General features: G+C 65.1%; 12 protein-coding genes. 10 read left to right on the top strand and 2 right to left on the bottom strand.

The genetic code is table 11. The annotated features are described in order from the left end of the window. Positions 1 to 81: 81 nt before the first annotated feature. From QW868_RS01615 to QW868_RS01590, 6 genes are all read left to right on the top strand, one after another. Positions 82 to 2,472: a TonB-dependent receptor family protein gene (locus QW868_RS01615; RefSeq protein WP_316229775.1), complete on the top strand. Its 2,391-nt coding sequence runs from the start codon at positions 82 to 84 to the stop codon at positions 2,470 to 2,472. 8 nt (positions 2,473 to 2,480) lie between these two features. Then, entirely contained in the window at positions 2,481 to 3,707 is a 1,227-nt protein-coding gene (locus QW868_RS01610; protein WP_316229774.1) for a sialidase family protein, read from the top strand. Continuing rightward, the gene (locus QW868_RS01605) at positions 3,704 to 4,201 is read left to right on the top strand and encodes a TlpA disulfide reductase family protein (protein WP_316229773.1); all 498 of its coding nucleotides are present in this window, start codon (positions 3,704 to 3,706) and stop codon (positions 4,199 to 4,201) included. The genes QW868_RS01610 and QW868_RS01605 overlap by 4 nt, the downstream gene beginning before the upstream one ends. A gap of 209 nt (positions 4,202 to 4,410) precedes the next feature. After that, positions 4,411 to 5,745: a proline--tRNA ligase gene (gene proS / locus QW868_RS01600; protein WP_316229772.1), complete on the top strand. Its 1,335-nt coding sequence runs from the start codon at positions 4,411 to 4,413 to the stop codon at positions 5,743 to 5,745. Between the two features lie 94 nt (positions 5,746 to 5,839). Further along, positions 5,840 to 7,123, top strand: coding sequence for a lipoprotein-releasing ABC transporter permease subunit (locus QW868_RS01595; protein WP_315711581.1), 1,284 nt, complete (start codon positions 5,840 to 5,842; stop codon positions 7,121 to 7,123). A gap of 7 nt (positions 7,124 to 7,130) precedes the next feature. Then, complete coding sequence (locus tag QW868_RS01590; protein ID WP_315738246.1) at positions 7,131 to 7,832, top strand: ABC transporter ATP-binding protein; 702 nt, start codon at positions 7,131 to 7,133, stop codon at positions 7,830 to 7,832. Between the two features lie 12 nt (positions 7,833 to 7,844). Here the strand turns inward: QW868_RS01590 and QW868_RS01585 are convergent, their stop codons facing one another. Then, a complete protein-coding gene (locus QW868_RS01585) occupies positions 7,845 to 8,924 on the bottom strand; it encodes a zinc-binding alcohol dehydrogenase family protein (protein ID WP_315780223.1) in 1,080 nt (359 codons plus the stop codon). Positions 8,925 to 9,065: 141 nt separating this feature from the next. On the opposite strand from QW868_RS01585, the gene QW868_RS01580 reads away from it, so the two are divergent. Both QW868_RS01580 and QW868_RS01575 read left to right on the top strand, forming a co-directional pair. Beyond that, positions 9,066 to 9,836, top strand: coding sequence for a helix-turn-helix transcriptional regulator (locus tag QW868_RS01580; protein WP_316229771.1), 771 nt, complete (start codon positions 9,066 to 9,068; stop codon positions 9,834 to 9,836). 444 nt (positions 9,837 to 10,280) lie between these two features. After that, entirely contained in the window at positions 10,281 to 11,054 is a 774-nt protein-coding gene (locus QW868_RS01575) for an outer membrane protein (RefSeq protein ID WP_315711586.1), read from the top strand. A 106-nt stretch (positions 11,055 to 11,160) separates the two neighbouring features. Here the strand turns inward: QW868_RS01575 and QW868_RS01570 are convergent, their stop codons facing one another. Continuing rightward, a complete protein-coding gene (locus QW868_RS01570; protein WP_315738242.1) occupies positions 11,161 to 11,496 on the bottom strand; it encodes a DUF3551 domain-containing protein in 336 nt (111 codons plus the stop codon). Between the two features lie 268 nt (positions 11,497 to 11,764). Between QW868_RS01570 and QW868_RS01565 the strand changes: the two genes are divergently transcribed. Next, complete coding sequence (locus QW868_RS01565; protein WP_315756737.1) at positions 11,765 to 12,478, top strand: outer membrane protein; 714 nt, start codon at positions 11,765 to 11,767, stop codon at positions 12,476 to 12,478. Positions 12,479 to 12,943: 465 nt separating this feature from the next. Further along, positions 12,944 to 16,474 (top strand): DNA polymerase III subunit alpha, encoded by a 3,531-nt coding sequence (gene dnaE / locus QW868_RS01560; protein WP_315770844.1) that lies wholly within the window; start codon positions 12,944 to 12,946, stop codon positions 16,472 to 16,474. The last annotated feature ends 170 nt before the right edge of the window (positions 16,475 to 16,644 follow it).

The raw sequence follows: 16,644 nt of genomic DNA, 5'->3' as shown, positions 1-16,644 counted from the left end.
CGTCATCGGCGCCGCAGCAGCGCGCCAATCCGTTCTGAACCAGGAAGACCGGCCGTGCAGCCGGCATCGGGGAAGTCAAACATGTTCCGTCGTCATGCCCTTGGTGGTGTGAGCGTGCTCGCCCTGCAGCTCATGCTGCTGCAATCGGCCACGATCGCGAGCGCCGAGACCGAGAAGGAATTGCCGTCCGTCACCGTCGACGCGCCGCGCGCCGCGCCACAACGGGCCGTGCGCAAGCCGATCGCGCAGGCAACATCCGTCCGCACTCACGTGCCGAAGCCGCCTGCCGCATCCGTGGCCAGCAGCTCCGGGCAGGGAGGAGCGGTGTCCGACCCAGCCTCGGGTGACGGCGCCGCTCGCAGCCAGCTCAGCCAGTCGCCGTCCGGCCAGACCGCGACCACGATCGACCGCAGCCGCTACGATGACCGGCCTGCGTTTTCCGTCGGCGACATCCTACGCGAAAGCCCCGGCGTCTCGCTCAAGCAGGGCAACGGACCGCGCGATCTCGGCATCTCGATCCGCGGCTCCAATGCCCGCAACGGCTTCGGCATCCGCAACATCGCGCTGTTCGAGGATGGCTTTCCCGTCACGCAGCCGGACGGGCTGTCGCGCAGCGACCTGATCGATCCCCACGCCTACGGTGCGGTCGACGTGATCCGCGGGCCGTCCTCGGCGCTCTACGGCAACTATGCGACCGGAGGCGCGATCAATTTCCGCACCCGTCCGGGCGGCAGCATCGATGGCGCGGAGATCGGCAGCGAAGGCGGCAGCTTCGGCTACCTCAGCAACTACATGACGTTCGGCAAGAAGGTCGGTAATTTCGAGGGCTCGCTGTTCACCAGCGACGTCCGCGGCGACGGCTATCTCGGCAACAGCTGGTTCAACACCCAGACCGTCAACTTCCTCGGCACCTACAAGGCGACGCCCGATGACCGCTTCACGGTCAAGATCATCAACAACGACTTGGTCACGCGGCTGCCGCTCCGTTACACGCTGAGCCAATACTATCAAAACCCGTACCAGCAGGGCTGCACCACCTGGGCGTCCAGAGCAGCCGGCTGCGCGACCGTCGGGCTCAACAAGAACGGCCTCAATACGCTCGGCGGGGTGGACCAGGAGACCGCGCTGCAAGCCGGGCTCGGCCGTAACGACCGCCGCACCATCGTGGGCGGGCGCTGGGAGCACGACTTCGACAACAACACGAGCTGGCGCAATCAGTTCGTGTTCGACGACCGCAACATCAGCCAGCCGACCGGCTCGACCAGTGCGATCGGCGATTATCCGTCCTACAACTACATGAGCGACATCACCAGGCGGGGTGAGATCTTCGGGCTGGAATCGACCGCCCTCTTCGGGGCATTCTACAACACGCTGACCGCGTCCGGAGATACGCGCTTCGTCGTGCCCGGCGGCAACGCGGCGCTCGGCGGCCTCTCGGCCAACACCTGGAGCGAGACCACCAACTACGGCCTGCGGGCGCGCGAGGAGCTCAAGCTGACAGCGGCACTGACGGCGGTGGCCGGTCTCGGCTGGGAGCGTACCCATCTGCGCGGCGTGAACACCGCCTATACCTACGGCGCGACGACAACGACGACGATCACGACGGCGGACCGGAAGTTCGACAATCTCGCTCCCGAGCTGGCGCTGCTCTACCGGGTGAACAGCGACTGGCTGCTGCGCGCCCGCGTTGCCACCGGCTATGGCACGCCGCAGGTCTCGAACCTGTTCGTGTTGCCAACCGGCGATTTCGGCAACAACACCCAGCTGAAGTCGCAGACCAATCTGGGCTACGACGTCGGTTTCGACTGGACGCCGAACCGGTCTCTGACCTTCAGTGCGACGGGCTTCTATGAGTTCTTTCGCAACGAGATCGTCACCCAGGCCGTCACAGGTACGCAAAACACGTCGTACACCTTCAATGCACCGCGCTCGGAGCATCGCGGCGTCGAATTGGCGGCCGACTGGAGGTTTCTGCCGGGCTGGCGGTTCACCGCCGCCTACACCTATCTCGACCAAGTCTACACTGAATATACCGAGAACCTTGCGAGCGGCTCGAAGCTGTTCAGCTTCAACCGCGTTGGCAACAAGATTCCCGGCATCTCGCCGAACGAGCTGACCGCACGGCTCGGATACGATCACCATAGCGGGAGGCTCGCGGGGCTTGGTGCCTTCGTCGAGGTCCAGTGGAAGGATTCCTTCTATATGGACAACGCCAATCTGCTGAAGGCACCGGGCTATGAGCTCGTCAATCTGAACGTCCACTACAAGACCGAGCTTGCCTCGGATACGTTCAAGTCGATGAACGTCTTCTTCGAGGTCCGCAATGTGTTCGACCGCACCTACATCGCCTCCGCAAACAACCTGCAGAATACGGTGACGGGCGCCGGCGTGCAGGGACTGGCGGGCACCGGGACGATCTACGCCGGCTCACCGCGCGCCTTTTTGGCCGGCATGAAGGTGGCATTCCGATGAGGACCGAAATGACAAGGACGTCACGACTTCGAAGCGGCCTCGTTGGACTGGCGATTGCCTTGCTCTGTCCGCTCACCGCTCGAGCCCAGATGGCGCACCAGCACGGATCTGACGCTGCATGCGAGGGCACTGAGCTCCGATGCGCAACCAAGGTGACGCCGTTCTTCGCTGGCGACGGCAAGCTCTGGCTCGTTTGGATGGCCGGAGGACGGATCTCGGTTGCGAGCTCGTCCGACGGCGGGAAAACGTATTCCGCCACCGTGCCGGTCACCGAGCAGCAGCTCAACCTCGACTGGGGGCCCGATGCTCGGCCGAAGCTGGTGGTCGATGGCAAGGGCGCGGTTGCGGTTGCGTTCTCGATTTTCCGCGACCAAGCCTTCAACGGGCAGGTGCTGTACTCCAGGTCGGAGGACGGTGGCAAAAGCTTCGCAGCGGTTCGCCCGATCACGGCCAGCAACGAAAGCCAGCGCTTCGAGGCGCTGGCTTTGGACCAGGATGGCACCGTCTTCGTGGCCTGGCTCGACAAGCGCAACCGGGCGCCGGCGAAGGCCGCCGGGCGTTCCTATGAGGGCGCAGGGCTGTTCTTCTCGTCGTCGCGCGATGGCGGTGCCACCTACGCCGAAGCGACGCTCGCCCAGGACAACACCTGCGAATGTTGCCGGCTCGGGCTTGCGTTCGCGGGGCCGGGTCGTCCGGTCGTGATGTTCCGCAACATTTTTGATGGCAGCGTGCGCGACCATGCCGTGATCACGTTCAGTGATCTCGGCACGCCCGGCGAGGTCTACCGGGTCAGCACCGACGATTGGCAGATCAAGGCCTGCCCGCATCAAGGGCCGAGCCTGGCCGTGGCGCCGACCGGCACCTATCACGTCGCCTGGTTCACCAACGGCAAGGCTCGCAAGGGGCTGTTCTATGCGCATTCGCGCGACGGTGGCCGAACGTTCTCGGAGCCCATGTCGATCGGTCAGGCCGATCGCAATCCCACGCGGCCCTATGTGCTCGCGACCCAGGACAGCACAACGCTGGTGTGGAAGGAGTTCGACGGCGAGCGGACCACGGTGATGGGAATGCAATCGCGGGACGATGGCGAGACGTGGTCGAAGCCGCGCGCCGTTGCCAGCACGGACAATGCGTCGGATCACCCGCTGCTGGTCGCCCGTGGCAGGCAGATCTTCCTGTCCTGGATGACCAAGTCGGACGGCTATCGGTTGCAGCCGATTGGAGATAAGTCATGAAACGCGCATTCGCAGCCCTTGCGATCTTTGGCCTCGTCGCCTTGACCGCGTCGAGCACTGCAGCTCCATCATCGCTGAAACCGTTCGAGCGCGGCACCTGGCACGAGGTGCTGCGGGCCCATGCGGGTCGTCCGACCCTGATCCATTTCTGGGGCGTCACCTGCGGCCCCTGCAAGATCGAGCTGCCGCAGCTCGGCAAGTTCATGTCCGATCATCCCGAGATCGACGTGGTCACCGTCAGCGCCGACCTCGTGCCCAATCTGAATGCCGCGACCCAGGCCATGCTGGACAAGGCCGGTCTTTCCACGGCGGAGAACTTCGTTTTCGCCGACGGCTATGTGGAGCGCCTCCGGTTCGAGATCGATCCGTCCTGGCAGGGCGACATTCCGCGCACGATGCTCGTGACCCGCGAGGGCGTCGTCTCGACCATCGAAGGCAGCGCCGAGATCAGCGATCTCGGCAAATGGTCCTCGGAGCAGGGACGGTCGCGCTAGGACGGTCCGGGCGAGGGGATCAAGGCTGGCCGCGCCGCGGCCAGCCTTGAGATGGCGCCGCGGCGGGGTTCATCCTCCACTTCAGGGAAACCGGTAAATTGACTGGGAATCCGGCGGCTTAGCCGCTTTTTCTCAAACCCAGCCTTGTGTTTTGCCGCCTGATCCGGTTTGACTGCGCCAGCCCGAACCGAATCTCGAAGGCCTCGCCCATGCGTCTGTCGCGGTTTTTCCTGCCCATTCTGAAAGAAAATCCGAAGGAAGCCGAGATCGTCTCGCACCGGTTGATGCTGCGCGCCGGCATGCTGCGGCAGGAGGCGGCCGGGATCTATGCCTGGCTGCCGCTGGGCTTCAAGGTGCTGAAGAAGATCGAGCAGATCGTGCGCGAGGAGCAGAACCGCGCCGGCGCGCTGGAACTGCTGATGCCGACATTGCAACTCGCCGATCTCTGGCGCGAGAGTGGCCGCTACGATGCCTACGGTCCGGAGATGCTGCGCATCAGCGACCGCCACAAGCGTGAGTTGCTGTACGGGCCGACCAACGAGGAAATGATCACGGAGATCTTCCGTGCCTATGTGAAGTCCTACCGTAACCTGCCGCTCAATCTCTATCATATCCAATGGAAATTCCGCGACGAGCAGCGTCCCCGCTTCGGCGTGATGCGCGGCCGCGAATTCCTGATGAAGGACGCCTATTCGTTCGACCTCGACGAGGCCGGCGCGCGGCGCGCCTACAACAAGATGTTCGTCGCCTATCTGCGCACCTTTGCGCGGATGGGCCTGAAGGGCATCCCGATGCGCGCCGAGACCGGTCCGATCGGGGGCGATCTCAGCCATGAGTTCATAGTGCTCGCGGAGACCGGTGAATCCGGCGTCTACTGCGACCGCAATGTGCTCGACCTGCCGATCCCTCCGGCCTCCGTCGACTATGACGGCGACCTGACCCCGATCATCAAGCAATGGACCTCGCTCTATGCGGCGACCGAGGACGTCCACGACGCCGCCCGGTTCGAAGCCGAGGTGCCCGCTGAGCGGCGGGTCCATACCCGCGGCATCGAGGTCGGCCAGATCTTCTATTTCGGCACCAAATATTCGGAGCCGATGAAGGCGCTGGTCGCGGGCCCCGATGGGGCGGAGCTGGCCATCCACGGCGGCTCCTATGGCGTCGGCGTGTCACGGCTGGCTGGTGCGATCATCGAGGCCTGTCACGACGACGCCGGCATCAGATGGCCGGAGGAGGTCGCTCCGTTCCGCGCCGTGATCCTCAACCTGAAGCAGGGCGGCTCCGACACCGATGCTGCCTGCGAGCAGCTCTATCGCGATCTCCTCGCCAAGGGGGTCGACGTGCTCTACGACGACACCGAGCAGCGTGCCGGCGGCAAGTTTGCCACGGCCGACCTCATCGGCATCCCCTGGCAGATCATGGTCGGCCCCAAGGGCCTTGCCGAGGGCAAGGTCGAGGTGAAGACCCGCAGCGACGGCGCCCGCCAGATGATGTCCCCCGCGGACGTCGTGGCACGGCTCGGCGGCGGAACATTGGCTGGCTGAGACGCGCGTTCGATCATCGGATTATCCACCGGGGCTGCCCGTCCCTTCAGGCCAATCCGGCCACATTCGGCCCGAATCATGGGATGATCGCACAATGGATGACGCCATGACCGAACCGGTGCAGACCACCACCCCCTTCGCTCCCTTCGAGTGGATGCTGTCGGGGCGCTATCTGCGTGCGCGCCGCAGGGAAGGGTTCATCTCCGTCATCGCGGGGTTCTCCTTCCTCGGCATCATGCTGGGCGTCGCCACCCTGATCATCGTGATGGCGGTGATGAACGGCTTCCGCAAGGAGCTGCTCGACAAGATCCTCGGTCTGAACGGGCATTTGCTGGTGCAGCCGCTGGAGTCGCCGCTCACCGACTGGAAGGACGTCTCCGAGCGGATCGCGCAGGTGCAGGGCATCCGCCTTGCCGCGCCGGTGGTTGACGGACAGGGTCTGGGCTCGTCGCCATTCAATGCGTCAGGCGTGTTCATCCGCGGCATTCGCGCGCAGGACCTCACGAACCTGACGTCGATCGCCAAGAACATCAAGCAGGGCTCGCTGGAAGGTTTCGACGAGGGGCAGGGCGTGGCGATCGGGCGCCGGCTCGCGGACCAGCTGTCGCTGCATGCCGGCGACAGCATCACCCTGGTCGCCCCGAAGGGCGCCGTGACGCCGATGGGCACCACGCCGCGCATCAAGCCCTACAAGATCGCGGCGGTGTTCGAGATCGGGATGTCGGAATACGACGCCAGCTTCGTCTTCATGCCGCTGGCCGAAGCGCAGGCCTATTTCAATCGCAACAACGACGTCACCGCGATCGAGATCTTCACCAGCAATCCCGACAAGGTGGAGGAGTTTCGCAAGACGGTGACCGAGGCGGCCGGCCGACCCATCTTTCTCGTCGACTGGCGCCAGCGCAACTCGACCTTCTTCAATGCGCTGCAGGTCGAGCGTAACGTGATGTTCCTGATCCTGACCTTGATCGTCCTGGTCGCGGCGCTCAACATCGTTTCGGGACTGATCATGCTGGTCAAGGACAAGGGCCAGGACATCGCCGTGCTGCGCACCATGGGGGCTTCGCAGGGGGCGATCATGCGGATATTCCTGATCACCGGCGCCTCGATCGGGGTGGTCGGCACGCTCACCGGATTCGTCGTCGGCCTCCTGATCTCGATGAATATCGATTCGATCAGGAAGTTTCTGTCCTGGCTGACGAGCACCGATCTGTTTCCCAATGAGCTCTATTTCCTGTCGAAGCTGCCGGCTGAGATCGATGCCGGCGAGACCGCGGCCGTTCTGATCATGGCCTTGACCCTGTCTTTCCTGGCTACGCTCTATCCATCATGGCGCGCGGCCCGATTAGACCCGGTCGAAGCGCTTCGCTACGAGTGAGGCGCTGATGGAAGAGCAGGGGGCAGAGGATGTGCCGGTCGTTTATCTCCACGAGATCAAGCGGCGGTACATGCAGGGCGAGCAGCAGCTGACCATCCTGGACGGCGCCAAGCTGGCGTTGTGGGCGGGGCAGTCGGTGGCGCTGGTGGCGCCGTCGGGCTCGGGCAAGTCGACATTGCTGCACATCGCGGGCCTCCTCGAGAGCCCCGACGAGGGCGAGGTCTATGTCGGGGGCGTGCCGACGTCGCAGCTCACTGACATCGAGCGCACCCAGATGCGCAGGACCGATATCGGTTTCGTCTACCAGTCGCACCGGCTGCTGCCGGAGTTCACGGCGCTGGAGAACGTGATGCTGCCGCAGATGATCCGCGGCCTCAAGCGGTCGGAGACCGTGAAGCGGGCGACCGAGATCCTGGCCTATCTCGGGCTCGGCGAGCGCATCAAGCACCGTCCGGCCGAGCTCTCCGGCGGCGAGCAGCAACGCGTCGCGATCGCGCGTGCGGTCGCCAATGCGCCGCGTGCGCTGCTGGCGGACGAGCCGACCGGCAATCTCGATCCTGGCACCGCCGATCACGTCTTTCACGCGCTGATGCAGCTCGTGAAGGCAACGCGGGTCGCGATGCTGATCGCGACCCACAACATGGAGCTGGCGGGCCGCATGGACCGGCGCGTCTCCATCGTCGGCGGCAAGGTCGTCGAGCTCGACTGAGTCCGGCCGCAGTCAGGGCCTGATCACCGTCATCTTGAACGGCTCGCGATGGGCGGCGGCATGGGCGACCGCGTCGTTGGCATGATCGAGGTCGAAACAGGTCGGCTCGAACTGCGCAAGGTCGAGCAGCCCGGCCCTGATCAGCTCCACCATCCTGACCGTCGCGCTTGGCGGGTACATCCAGACGCCGTGGATCGTGACGCACTCGCGCATGATCCAGGGATAGGGCAGCTCGAGCCCGGCTCCGCCCAGCATCCCGACGCCGCCCATCAGCACCACGCGCCCATAGGGACGCACGGTCATCACGGCCGACCGCACGACCTGGGCGGTGACCGACGGCGGCATGATGTCGAGCACGCAGTCGATCGGGCGCGGCGCCGCGCGCTTCATGCGTGCGATGTCCTCGCCCTCGTCGCCCGAGAGCCTGACCGGATGGACGCGGGATCCGAACCGGCGCTTCAGCTCCGCCAGCATGACCTCGTTGCGGCCGGGCGCCACGACCGCAGCGGCGCCCATGGCAAGCGCCACCGCGACCGCGGCGCTGCCGAACCTGCCGGTGGCGCCGCTGACCAGGACGGTCTCGCCCGCGTGCAGATTGGCGGCAATAAAGCCGCCATAGGGCACGAGCAGGGTGCCGAGCGCGCACCAGCGCGCAGCGTCATCAGTGTCGATGGCCCCGATCGGCTTGGCGTTCTCCGTCGGCACGCGCATCCGTTCGGCAAACGAGCCGTGCCGGAAATATTGTTGCAGCCTCAGCCCGCCCGGTCCGCGCGCGCTCAAGCCCTGCAGGGTGATGTCGGGGGCGAAGGCTGCGTCACGCGAGCGCACGGTTGGATCGCAGAACACCCAGTCGCCGATGGCGAGATGCGTCGCGTCGGGGCCGAGGGCGCTGACCCGGCCGACCCCTCCGGTGCCGGGGATCACCGGCAGGTCCAGCAGGTACTTTCGTTCGCCGCTGAACACTTCATTCGCATAGGACAGCACGCCGGCCGCGGCGATGTCGACGATGATTTCGCCGGTGCCGAGCACGGGGTCTTCGACATGCTCGATCTCGAGCGGCGATCCAAATCGTTTGAGCACGGCGGCCTTCATGGTCCTTCTCCATTTTCGCGGTGGCGAGGCTCCAGCCTGCCGGTCTATGCTCCGCGCAGGAAGGCCTGGTATTATCCTGGGATTAGGCAAGCCCACGCTGGCCACACCTCCCGCGGGAGCGAACCATGAGGGATCCAGCACATGAGTGATCCGCGACATGCCGAGCTCGGCAACTTCCTGCGCTCGCGGCGCGAGAAGCTGACGCCGCAAGCGGTCGGACTCGCGGCCGGGCGGCGGCGACGCACCGCAGGGCTGCGACGGGAGGAAGTGGCCGAGCTCGCTGGCATCGGCGTCGACTGGTACATCCGAATCGAGCAGGGCCGAGCCGTGAAGCCGTCCTCCTCGACCATCGATGCGCTGGCGCGCGCCCTGCGCCTGAGCCGAACCGAGCATGCTCATCTCAAGGCGCTGGTGCGCGATCCTGCGCGCAAGCCGTTCGTGCGCGAGCAAGTGCCGGTCCGGCTGCGCGAGCTCGTGCAGAGTCTGAACCAGCCGGCCTACATCTCAGGACGACGATGGGATGTGCTGGCCTGGAATGCCGCGGCGGACGAGATCTTCGGCTTCTCGCAACTCGCCGACGATGAGCGCAACACGTTGGTGCTGATGCTGTGCAAGCCCGGCGTGCGCCGGCTGTTCGGCGCGCAATGGAAGGAGCTGGCGCAACGCATGGTCGCGCAGTTTCGCGCGACCTACGATCTTTGGGCGGGCGATCCCGCCTTCGTCGATCTGATCGTGCGGCTACGGCGCGGCAGCCGCGAGTTCGACGGCTTGTGGGCGGCGCACGACGTCAATGCGCTTGCTGCCGGCGAGAAGCTGCTCGAGCATCCGAAGAAGGGCCGCGTGAGGCTGCGCTACGCGACGTTCCAGTCCAATGACGATCCCGCGCTGAAATTGGCGATCTACTACACGTGATGACAACGCCGCTCCGGACGAGCGTGCGTTCAGCATGGGCCGGGAAGCACCACACATTCGTCCGCTTTGCGCATGATGATGCTACGCATTCGCAAGACTCGTCGTGCTGCCCTGAAGAATTCACGACTGAGACGTGACAGGGTTCGTTCCGTGACCGGGAGTTTCCCGATCACGATTTTGCCGTCGCGCGTATTGTGGCCATGGATGGACGCCGGCCACGACTCCTCCTTACATCTTATTAGTTGTTTGTTCATGTTGCGGGCAAAGCCTTGGAAAACAGGCCTTTGCGCCCAATCCCATAAAAGCCGGAAAGAATGGTTCTGATCTGCACATCGGTTGATGTCGGCGGAGCGAATGCGGGTGCAGGATCGCTTCGTCGCGCTGCATGTTTTTCGCACGAAACCAGAGGGCCTGGGGACTTTGGGACAGAAGCTACGGAGTTCGATGATGAAGACGCTTTTCGGCGCAACGGTGGGGCTCGGCGCAATCGCCGCGGCGACGTCTGCATTCGCAGCTGATCTTCCAATGAAGAAGGGGCCGTACACCAAGGCGCCGCCCGCCGTCGTGGCGACGGTGTATGACTGGAGCGGCTTCTATGTCGGCTTCAACGCCGGCGGAGGTTCCAGTCGGGATTGCTGGAATCTGGTTTCGAACGCCGGTGTGGCGGTGAACCCGGCAGCCAACCGCGAAGGCTGCTCCGGCGGCGGCGGCGCGGCCGTCGGCGGCCAGGTCGGCTACCGCTATCAGATGGCCAATTGGGTGTTCGGCGTCGAGGCGCAGGGCGACTGGGCCAACTTCAAGGGCACGAATCGCAACCTGATTCTTCCCAATGTCAGCGACCGTTCACGCACCAACGGCTTCGGCCTGTTCACCGGCCAGGTCGGCTATGCCTTCGACAACATTCTCGGCTATATCAAGGGCGGTGCCGCGGTCGTCGGCGATCGCTACGACACCTTCACCACGGGCACCAACGTGATGCTGGATCGCGCCAACACCACGCGTTGGGGTGGCACGATCGGTGCCGGCCTCGAATATGGCTTTGCGCCGAACTGGTCGGTCGGCGTCGAGTACGACCACATCTTCCTGGGCAACAAGAACCTGAACTTCGTCGCCGCGGCCGGCGCGCCCGCGATGACTCATCGCATCAAGCAGGATGTCGACATCGGGCTCGTGAAGCTGAACTACAAGTTCGGTCCGGGTTTCGGGATGATGCGCTGACGCAACGACATCTTCGATTGCTTCGGTTCGTCGGAGCCACGGCTTCGACGAACCTTCGATGGTATGGCCTGAGACGACAGCTCGCTGCGTCGAAGGCGGGGACGGGTCAGTCCTCTTCGAACACGAATGGGTTGGGGAACGGCGCGTAGGGATTTGGCGCCGGCGGACGCGGCTTGATCCGTTGCCTGTGCGGATACGGATAAGGCGTCGCGCGCGGGTCATTGCTGACGCCGGCGAAATAGGGATTCGCGATGCAGTTGAGCAGGCGTCCCGACGCCGTCGCCTGGCATTGCGCGTAAGTGTCGAAGGTGCAGTGGCTCAAGCCCGGAAACTCATCACCCTGCAGACAGAACGCATGCCTGACACCGACGGCGTGAGCCGGCGCATGGGTTGCGACCACGAGGCCGGCTGCAGCCAGGGCCGCAAATAAAACCTCACGCATCAACGATCTCCCTTCATCCCTTGATGACCAGAACGCGCGCGCTTCATGGCGAAGCACCGGCGCGACGGCCTCACGCGTGTGTAGTCGGTCGGCCCTCGATTGCAAGCTGGAAAGTTCCATCAACACACTGTGATTAAAGATTAATTTCCCAACATGTCTCGTGGCCTTTCAGCAGCGAGCTGTGACCGAGCGGCTACAGCAATTGTGGCGCAGATCGTTAAGAGATGCGGCTGGCCTGGGGGCCAAATGAGACGAGACTGGACCTGTGATGAAGAAACTTCTGTTGACGACGACGGCGCTCGTGGTGCTGGCCTCGCCGGCGCTTGCCGCGGATCTCGCTGCGCGTCCCTACACGAAGGCACCGCCGCCGGTGATGGCTGCGATCTATGACTGGAGCGGCTTCTACATCGGCGTGAACGGTGGCGGCGGCTGGAGCGAGAACACCTGGGATCTGGTCGGCGGCGGCCGCGAGGGTTCGCATGATGCATCCGGCGGCACCGTCGGTGGCCAGGTGGGCTATCGCTGGCAGATGGGCCAGATCGTGTTCGGCGTCGAGGCGCAGGGCAATTGGGCCGACCTCACCGGCGACAATCAGAGCGCGCTGTTCGGAACGCGTAACCGCACCAAGACCGATGCGTTCGGCCTGTTCACCGGCCAGGTCGGCTATGCCATCAACAACGTGCTGCTCTACGCCAAGGGCGGCGCGGCCGTGACCAGCAACAAGTACACGATCACCAACGCGGCGACCGGCGCGTTCCTCGCCTCCAACGACGACACGCGCTGGGGCGGCGTGGTCGGTGCCGGCCTCGAATACGGCTTCGCGCCGAACTGGTCGCTGGGCGTCGAGTACGACCATCTGTTCATGGATCGCCAGACCGTCAGCTTCGGCGCGCTCGGCTCCGACAGCATCAAGCAGGACGTCGATCTGTTCACCGCCCGCCTGAACTACCGCTTCGGCGGCCCGATCGCGACGAGGTACTGAGTCGGTCCTCGCCCGATCGGCGGATTGCAAAGCCCCGGCGTTCGCGCCGGGGCTTCTTGTTTGTGGGCCGGATTAACCATCTGCGGCGCGGGCGCGGCAACGGGTCGATCAGCGCGCTTGACCTGAGAACAGAAAAGGAACATTGTTCTTCATATGTTCTGAATCAGGGAGGTCCCGATGCTGAAGGTTTTCGTTCAAGAAGCCGCCGCGCTGGCGTCGATCACGCTGTTCGTCGGCATGATCGCGCTCTGGGCGCAAATCATTCCACAGCTTTAGTTTTCCGAGCGCAGCGGCTGGGGACAAGGCAGGCGAGGGCGCCGGACTCGCCGGAGGGCGTCCGATATGATGCGGAGCGAGTCGGTCGGGAGATAGGGCATGGCGCCGGGTCGTGACCCGAGCAAGCCCGGAAGGCGGCCCGACACCGTGATCGATCTCGGAAAAGCCCCAGGAAGTTGCAAAGCGAGCATGTCCAGCGCCGGATTCGTCCATCTCCACGTTCACTCCGCCTATTCGCTGCTGAAGGGCTCGATCAAGATCGGCAAGCTCGGCGAACTCGCCAAGGCCGATCGCCAGCCCGCGCTGGCGCTGACCGACACCGACAACATGTTCGGTGCGCTCGAATTCTCCGACAAGATGGCGAGCTATGGCATCCAGCCGATCGCCGGCTGCGAGCTCGCTATCGATTTCGGCGACATGGACCCGAATGCCCGCAATGCCGGTGCGGTCGCGCAGCCCTCGCGAATCGTCCTGCTGGCCGCACGCGAGGAGGGCTACCGCCACCTGATGCGGCTGAACTCGCGCGCCTTCCTGGACACGCCGACGCATCAGGCGCCGCACATCAAGTTCGAGTGGCTGAACGAGGGTGTCGATGGTCTGATTGCGCTCACCGGCGGGCCCGATGGGCCGATCTCGCTCGCGATCCAGCACGACATGGCGGCACTTGCGACGCAGCGCTGCGAGCGGCTGGCAAGCCTGTTCGGCGACCGCCTCTACATCGAGCTGCAGCGCCACGGGGTCGACCGCGAGCGCCGCGTCGAAGGCGGCCTGATCGATATCGCCTATGGCAAGGGCCTGCCGCTGGTCGCGACCAACGAGCCGTATTTCGCGACCGCCGACGACTACGAGGCGCATGATGCGCTGCTGTGCATCGCCGGCGGCCATCTGGTCGCCGACACCGAGCGCGTGCAGCTGACGCCGGATCACCGCTTCAAGACCCGCGCCGAGATGGCGGTGCTGTTCGCCGACCTTCCGGAGGCCTTGGCCTCGACGGTCGAGATCGCAGAGCGCTGTTCGTACCGGCCGCGGACGCGCAAGCCGATCCTGCCGTTTTTCACGGTCGGCGCCGGCACCGGCAGCGATGCCGTGGACGCCGCCAGCGCCGAGGCCGCCGAGCTGAAGCGACAGGCGGAGGAGGGTCTGGAGCGGCGCCTCAAGGTGCACGGCATGGCGCCGGGCATGACCGAGGAGGACTATCAGAAGCGGCTCGCCTTCGAGCTCGACGTCATCATGCGCATGAAGTACGCGGGCTACTTCCTGATCGTGTCGGACTTCATCAAGTGGGCCAAGGCACACGGCATTCCGGTCGGGCCGGGTCGTGGCTCCGGCGCCGGCTCGCTGGTCGCCTGGGTGCTGACCATCACCGATCTTGACCCGATGCGGTTCGCGCTGCTGTTCGAGCGCTTCCTCAATCCCGAGCGCGTGTCGATGCCGGACTTCGACATCGACTTCTGCCAGGACCGCCGCGGCGAGGTGATCTCCTACGTCCAGCAGCGCTACGGCCGCGACCAGGTGGCGCAGATCATCACCTTCGGCACCCTGCAGGCGCGCGGCGTGCTGCGCGACGTCGGCCGTGTGCTGCAGATGCCCTACGGCCAGGTCGACAAGCTGACCAAGCTGGTGCCGCAGAATCCGGCCGCGCCGGTGACGCTCGCCGCCGCGATCGAGGGCGAGCCGAAGCTGCAGGCGTTCCGCGACGAGGATCCGGTGGTGGCGCGCGCCTTCGACATCGCGATGCGCCTCGAAGGCCTGACGCGGCACGCCTCGACCCACGCTGCCGGCATCGTGATCGGCGACCGGCCGCTGAGCGAGCTGGTGCCGATGTATCGCGATCCGAAATCGGACATGCCGGTCACCCAGTTCAACATGAAGTGGGTCGAGCCCGCCGGTCTCGTCAAGTTCGACTTCCTCGGCCTGAAGACGCTGACCGTGCTCGACGTCGCCGTGAAGCTTCTGAAGCAGCGCGACGTCCACGTCGATCTCGCGACTCTGCCGATCGACGACGCGCCGAGCTATCAGATGCTGGCGCGGGGCGACGTGGTCGGCGTGTTCCAGGTTGAAAGCCAGGGCATGCGGCGGGCGCTGATCGACATGCGCCCGGACCGCTTCGAGGACATCATCGCGCTGGTGGCGCTGTATCGTCCCGGTCCGATGGCCAACATCCCGACCTACTGCGCCCGCAAGCACGGCGAGGAGGAGCCGGAATATCTGCACCCGATCCTGGAGCCGATCCTGAAGGAGACCTTCGGCGTCATCATCTACCAGGAGCAGGTGATGCAGGTCGCGCAGCAGATGTCCGGCTATTCGCTCGGCGAAGCCGACCTCCTGCGCCGCGCCATGGGCAAGAAGATCCGCGCCGAGATGGACAAGCAGCGCGTCCGCTTCGTCGAGGGCGCCACCCAGAACGGCGTGCCGAAGGACCAGGCGGACACGATCTTCGACCTGCTTGCCAAGTTTGCCGACTACGGCTTCAACAAGTCGCACGCGGCCGCCTACGCGCTGGTGTCCTACCACACCGCCTACATGAAGGCGCATTATCCGGTGGAGTTCATCGCAGCGTCGATGACGCTCGATCTCAACAACACCGACAAGCTCTCGGAATTTCGTACCGAGGCGCAGCGCCTGGGCATCAAGGTCGAGCCGCCGTCGATCAACCGCTCGGGGCCGACCTTCGAGGTCAGCGGCAACACCATCTTCTACGCGCTGGCGGCCCTAAAGGGCGTCGGTCCGCAGGCGATCGAGATGATCGTGGAGGCCCGCAACAAGGGCGGGCCGTTCACCTCGCTCGCCGACTTCGCCTCCCGCGTCAATCCGCGCGCGATCAACAAGCGCATCATCGAGACGCTGGCTGCGGCCGGTGCGTTCGACGTGCTCGACAAGAACCGCGCGCGCGTGTTCGCCGGCGCCGACGCCATCGTCGCCGCCTGCCAGCGCGCGCACGAGGCCGCGACCTCGGGCCAGAACGACATGTTCGGCAACGCCGCCGACGCGCCCGCGATCATCCTGCCCAACATCGAGAACTGGCTGCCGGCCGAGCGTCTGCGGCGCGAATATGATGCGATCGGCTTCTTCCTGTCGGGCCATCCGCTCGACGACTACGCCGCGGCGCTGAAGCGCCTGCGCGTCCAGAGCTGGGCCGAGTTCTCGCGCGCGGTGAAGACCGGCGCGACCGCGGGCAAGGTCGCCGCCACCGTGGTGTCGCGCATGGAGCGGCGCACCAAGACCGGCAACAAGATGGGCATCATGGGCCTGTCGGATCCGACAGGCCATTTCGAGGCGGTGCTGTTCTCCGAAGGCCTTGCACAATATCGCGACGTGCTCGAGCCGGGCGCGGCGGTGCTGCTTCAGCTCGGCGCCGAGCTGCAGGGCGAGGATGTGCGCGCGCGCGTGCTCCATGCCGAGCCGCTCGATGATGCCGCCGCCAAGACGCAGCGTGGCCTGCGCATCTTCCTGCGCGACACCAAGCCGCTCGACTCCATCGTCAAGCGCCTGCAGGGGCCGGAAGGTGCCGCGGCCAATGGCAACGGGGCCATCGCCAAGAGCGCCGCGCCGCCGTTGGTGCCCCGCACCGCCGCAGGCGAAGGCGAGGTGTCGCTGGTCATGATGTTGGACCTCGAAACCGAGGTGGAGATGAAGCTGCCGGGGCGCTTCAAGGTTTCGCCACAAATCGCAGGTGCCATCAAGGCGGTGACCGGCGTGGTCGACGTGCAGCAGCTGTAATCGAGGCGATCGTTCCGCTGGAGCGGCTGCGTTCGGCGATCTTGCTGGTCGAACAGGGGGACGAGGAACAAAAAAGCTGCGCGTGGGCTGTACGGACATGCCTCCGTTCAACCGCGGTTCAGCCATTCTCCCGCTGAATCCGCGGCGGGTGCCTCGAAGGGGCTTGAACC

It is taken from the genome of Bradyrhizobium sp. SZCCHNR1051, from assembly GCF_032489615.1.
GTDB lineage: Bacteria > Pseudomonadota > Alphaproteobacteria > Rhizobiales > Xanthobacteraceae > Bradyrhizobium.
Note: the sequence above shows the minus strand (reverse complement) of the source record. Positions and strands in the feature narration are given on the sequence as shown.

Bases quoted from the DNA above. Each gene is read 5' to 3' on its own strand.
- QW868_RS01615 (WP_316229775.1), top strand. From the start codon at position 82: ATGTTCCGTCGTCATGCCCTTGGTGGTGTGAGCGTGCTCGCCCTGCAG.
- QW868_RS01610 (WP_316229774.1), top strand. From the start codon at position 2,481: ATGACAAGGACGTCACGACTTCGAAGCGGCCTCGTTGGACTGGCGATT.
- QW868_RS01605 (WP_316229773.1), top strand. From the start codon at position 3,704: ATGAAACGCGCATTCGCAGCCCTTGCGATCTTTGGCCTCGTCGCCTTG.
- proS (WP_316229772.1), top strand. From the start codon at position 4,411: ATGCGTCTGTCGCGGTTTTTCCTGCCCATTCTGAAAGAAAATCCGAAG.
- QW868_RS01595 (WP_315711581.1), top strand. From the start codon at position 5,840: ATGGATGACGCCATGACCGAACCGGTGCAGACCACCACCCCCTTCGCT.
- QW868_RS01590 (WP_315738246.1), top strand. From the start codon at position 7,131: ATGGAAGAGCAGGGGGCAGAGGATGTGCCGGTCGTTTATCTCCACGAG.
- QW868_RS01585 (WP_315780223.1), bottom strand. From the start codon at position 8,924: ATGAAGGCCGCCGTGCTCAAACGATTTGGATCGCCGCTCGAGATCGAG.
- QW868_RS01580 (WP_316229771.1), top strand. From the start codon at position 9,066: ATGAGTGATCCGCGACATGCCGAGCTCGGCAACTTCCTGCGCTCGCGG.
- QW868_RS01575 (WP_315711586.1), top strand. From the start codon at position 10,281: ATGATGAAGACGCTTTTCGGCGCAACGGTGGGGCTCGGCGCAATCGCC.
- QW868_RS01570 (WP_315738242.1), bottom strand. From the start codon at position 11,496: ATGCGTGAGGTTTTATTTGCGGCCCTGGCTGCAGCCGGCCTCGTGGTC.
- QW868_RS01565 (WP_315756737.1), top strand. From the start codon at position 11,765: ATGAAGAAACTTCTGTTGACGACGACGGCGCTCGTGGTGCTGGCCTCG.
- dnaE (WP_315770844.1), top strand. From the start codon at position 12,944: ATGTCCAGCGCCGGATTCGTCCATCTCCACGTTCACTCCGCCTATTCG.